The sequence below is a fragment of the Wolbachia endosymbiont of Pentidionis agamae genome (genome assembly GCF_036711655.1).
In the GTDB taxonomy this organism is placed as follows: domain Bacteria; phylum Pseudomonadota; class Alphaproteobacteria; order Rickettsiales; family Anaplasmataceae; genus JAZHPY01.
Genome location: NZ_JAZHPY010000090.1, coordinates 1 through 3992 on the forward strand (window position 1 = coordinate 1; position 3992 = coordinate 3992).

Annotated in this window: 4 protein-coding genes and 1 pseudogene; 1 reads left to right on the forward strand and 4 read right to left on the reverse strand. The window is 28.6% G+C overall.

Annotation, left to right across the window (positions count from 1 at the left end):
• Positions 1-250: 250 nt before the first annotated feature.
• A pseudogene (locus tag V6U76_RS05620) lies at positions 251-389 on the forward strand (IS5/IS1182 family transposase); the annotation flags it as partial.
• Between the two features lie 201 nt (positions 390-590).
• Here the strand turns inward: V6U76_RS05620 and V6U76_RS04730 are convergent.
• The 4 genes from V6U76_RS04730 to V6U76_RS04745 form a co-directional block, all read right to left on the reverse strand.
• Positions 591-1619 carry a COX15/CtaA family protein gene (locus V6U76_RS04730; RefSeq protein ID WP_333023953.1) on the reverse strand — a complete coding sequence of 343 codons (1029 nt, stop codon included), beginning with the start codon at positions 1617-1619 and terminating at the stop codon, positions 591-593.
• Positions 1603-3183 (reverse strand): glycosyltransferase family 2 protein, encoded by a 1581-nt coding sequence (locus tag V6U76_RS04735; protein WP_333023955.1) that lies wholly within the window; start codon positions 3181-3183, stop codon positions 1603-1605. The genes V6U76_RS04730 and V6U76_RS04735 overlap by 17 nt, the downstream gene beginning before the upstream one ends.
• 2 nt (positions 3184-3185) lie before the next feature.
• On the reverse strand, positions 3186-3665 hold the full coding sequence (locus V6U76_RS04740) for a hypothetical protein (RefSeq protein WP_333023957.1): 480 nt from the start codon (positions 3663-3665) through the stop codon (positions 3186-3188).
• Positions 3650-3992 (reverse strand): hypothetical protein (locus V6U76_RS04745; RefSeq protein WP_333023958.1); only part of this gene is annotated, 343 nt, incomplete at its 5' end. The genes V6U76_RS04745 and V6U76_RS04740, both read right to left, overlap by 16 nt.

Genomic DNA, 3992 nt, shown 5'->3' on the forward strand with positions numbered 1-3992 from the left:
TATAATTTATTGAGTTTATCCTGCTCTCCTTCTCTTAGCTTCACTTCTATCTATTTACTAATCCATAACTGGGGTTAGAAAAACAGAGCAGTTTATACGACTTTTTCGAACGGTAAACGGCACGATTTTAGAGTTTTCAAAGAGTTAAAAATTCATATTTTAAAGGTTTTGGCAGATATAGAGATTTGTAAAAAAATTCATGAAAGCCGCATAAAAAGATGAAAAAGGACTAAAGAAAAAAGGAAAAGAGCTTGCTAATCAGAGAGTAGTCGTAGAAAATGTAATTGGCTTATAAAAAGGTTTAAAATTTATTTACAGATCACTATCGAAATCTGCGAAAACGTTTTGGTTTAAGATTCTATTTGATAGCTGGAATTTACAATCGATAGGTGTCTGTATGAGAGTTATGCAAGAGGTCTATTAAAAATAGCATAGCAAAATAGGAGATTAAAAAAAAGATTGAAACAGTTTTTGGTTACCTAAAAAACAGACTTGAACTTAAGGTATAGATCTCCGATAAATTTTTTAGTTAACTAAAGGCTATTCAAAATCTAAAACTATGACCTTATCTCTCTTTGCTTTTAGACAATCTATCTTATATTAGTAATCCAGTTTTTAACCTGTATTAAGTAACACAGAGAATATAAATTGGATGCGAATAATATAAAAGAGAACATTTGGTGTAATATAGCTGCAACTACTGGTACTTTAAATAATAATGTTATAATACCTAACGTTATCTGAATGATAATAAGAAGTAAAGTAATGTATAAAGGATAAAGCCTAATATTCTTCATTACTACTATGCATATTAGTAATAGTATTATAAGTGCTAATACTCTATGTATAAACTGCACTGTAATTCTATTTTCTAAAAAATTCATCCATATTGGTTTAAAAAAAAATAAATCATTAGGAATTATTTCTCCATTCATTAATGGAAATGTATTATAGAGTAACCCTGCATTCAGTCCTGCAACAAATGCACCAAAAATTATTTGAATGAAAGTAAGGATTAAAGCTAGAGTAATGTATATTATGCTGTAATTACTAACTGTAACATTATCTCTTATTTTTATTTTATTGCATATGGATTGAAAAAATAATAATGAAAAAATTACCAGCGCCAATAATAGGTGAAATGCAAGCCTATAATGGCTAACATAAGGGTTCTTGATTAATCCACTATTCACCATATACCATCCTACATAAGCTTGCATTACTCCAAGGAGTAGTACTATAAGTAGTATTATTGCCAGTTTTATACTTATCTTTCTTTTCCATAGAAAATAGATAAGAGGTAGTATAAAAATGATACCTGCAAATCTCGCTGATAGCCTGTGTGTATACTCTATTAGGTAAATTACTTTGAATTCTTCCATACTCATATCAGAGTAAAAAGCTTTATACTCTGGTGTTATTTCGTATTTTAGTTTTTCTCTTATCCAATCTTGATTGCTAAGTGGTGGTATTATTCCTATGATAGGTCGCCACTCTGTAATTGATAAGCCTGCTTTTTTAAGCCTAGTAAATCCACCAATAGCAAGCACTACAATTATCATGAAACAACATATAAAGAGCCATATACTTAAAGATTTTGACTCATTTTCTATAGCCATGTTTTGTTTTATTCCAGTGTTGAGGACAGGTAATTAATTCTACTAATGCACGAAAACTTGCAATACTGTGAAGTATTCTGTATACAGGAAAAAATAGTGATGTGATATAAAAAGAAGTGGACAATTTACGTTGCTTTATAATTAAAAATAGTACTACTAAATTAGCACAATAAGTTACTACAAAGTAATACAAAAATAACTTATTCAAAAGTTGAATATATGTTATGGAAACAAGTAAAAACGGTGTTAAAAAAAATATAAAAGCAGTTGAACCAATGAAAATATTTAATAATAAAATGCCCTTTAGACCGCAGTTAATATATAACTGCTTTATATTTTTCAAGTGTACAATGTAAGTCTGGATATACCCCTTGATCCAACGAGCCCTTTGTTTTATCCAAGCTAACGGCTTAATTGGTGATTCTTCCATGGTCTCAGAATCAATAATGGCAGTTCTATAACCCATCTGAGCAAACCTCAAACCAAGATCTGCATCTTCAGTAACGTTATAGGCATCAAAAAGAAATACTTTTTTGAAAATTTCAACTGAAAAATGAACGCTGCTACCACCAAGAGGTATAGGAATATTCGCTTTTTCAAATCCTGGTAATAAATAATGAAACCAATTCATATATTCTAAATGAAAAGATCTTGTTAAAAAATTAACATCACTATTATAATAACTTAACTTTGCTTGCACACATGCTAATTTATTATTGCCTTCCCGAAATTTAACCAATGCTTTTTTTAATTGTAGATGCTCTGGTTTATCATCTGCATCATATACTACTACATATTCTCCTTTAGCAAAAAACATAGCATAATTACAAGCTTTAGCTTTTGTTTGAGGAAAAGAATTTGGTACTTTGATTATATCAAAATGCTCTGGCAGAGTATACTCTGCAAAAAAATTTACTAACTCTATATCATCATCTTCAAGTATAAGTTTTATATCTAACTTTGACTTAGGATAATCAATGGCATTGATATTACTAATCAATTGTTCAATAACCTCTCTTTCTTTGAAAACAGGTAATAATATAGTATACATAGGCAAATCTTCATCATTCAATTTCTCTTTATTCTTTTTTGATTCATATCTTTGATAGAATCCAAGAATTGTACATGTGAGCTTGAATAATGAATTAGCACATAATATTATAAATACTACCATCAAAGCAAAGTAAGAATATTTTTTTATTAATGTACAAATTGAAACAAAGAGAAGAAAAGATATATATATCAGTGAAGAATATTTTATATCTTTAGCTGAAGAAGAACTATTTTTATAGTATAAGTAGTTGCTAGCAAACTCTATATTTCCAAAATACGAATTAAGAAAGTATATTATTTTATCATGATCTACTATGAATAATAGGTACTCACTTTTATAAGAGGATTTAAGCCAAGTTAATACTTCCCGATTAATTTTACTAAGTATAAAAAACACAGTATTATTTAACTTTTGCCAAGGAATACAATTATACTTATAATATAAAGCTCTATCTACTTTTTTCCAAAGGCTATAATCGCATTCTATATTTTTATTACCTAAAATTGACATAACTAGTTGAATTTTTTACTTAAATTATGTGAAAGGAAAGATATATCTCCACCCTTACACTCTTCATTAAATGAATGCTTTTTTATTAATTCTTCTGCAACTCTAGAAGCTACTTCTGCTGCACTAAGTTTAAATTGATCTAAATCATCTAAAGCTTGCTCGGAAATTTTCTCCATTGAGGAACACAGGCTACCAGCTAATTCAGATTCCATCTCTTGTTTACCATTATTAATGATTATATTGCCCTTATCTTGTGCTCCTTTTATTAATTTACTCTTTTCACACTCTAAATCTTTAGTTTTCTGTAAAAGATAAGCTAGATAAACACATAAATCTTTTTCTAGACTTAAAGAATCTTGCATTAAACTTTGAATTCCCAAACGCCGTTTTGCTAAAGTTTTTATGACAGCACCACGTAATAACTTATATGAAGATAAAAAACCTACTATAAAAGCGAAAAAGATAATTAGTGATGTAGACATACTTTTTTAAATTCCTTGGAAACAAGGTTGCTAACTAATTTCTTTTCAACTTTAAACCTAGTAAGCTTAGAATAATAAGCTGAGGCCATATTGATAGAAATTATCTTTAGCTCATCATAATATTCGGACTTCATCTTCAGAACTTCTAGTTCCAGTAAATTACTTATCTTTTTTAATTCATCATTCAGAACAGCATTTATACTAGATTTCATTACCTCCACATCATTTAATGCACAATTTATAATGCCTCTTGCTTCTAGCTCTGCTTTCTGAAACCCAGACCTATATTGTTTAATATTATTATCTATTATTTTTAATAAACTGACA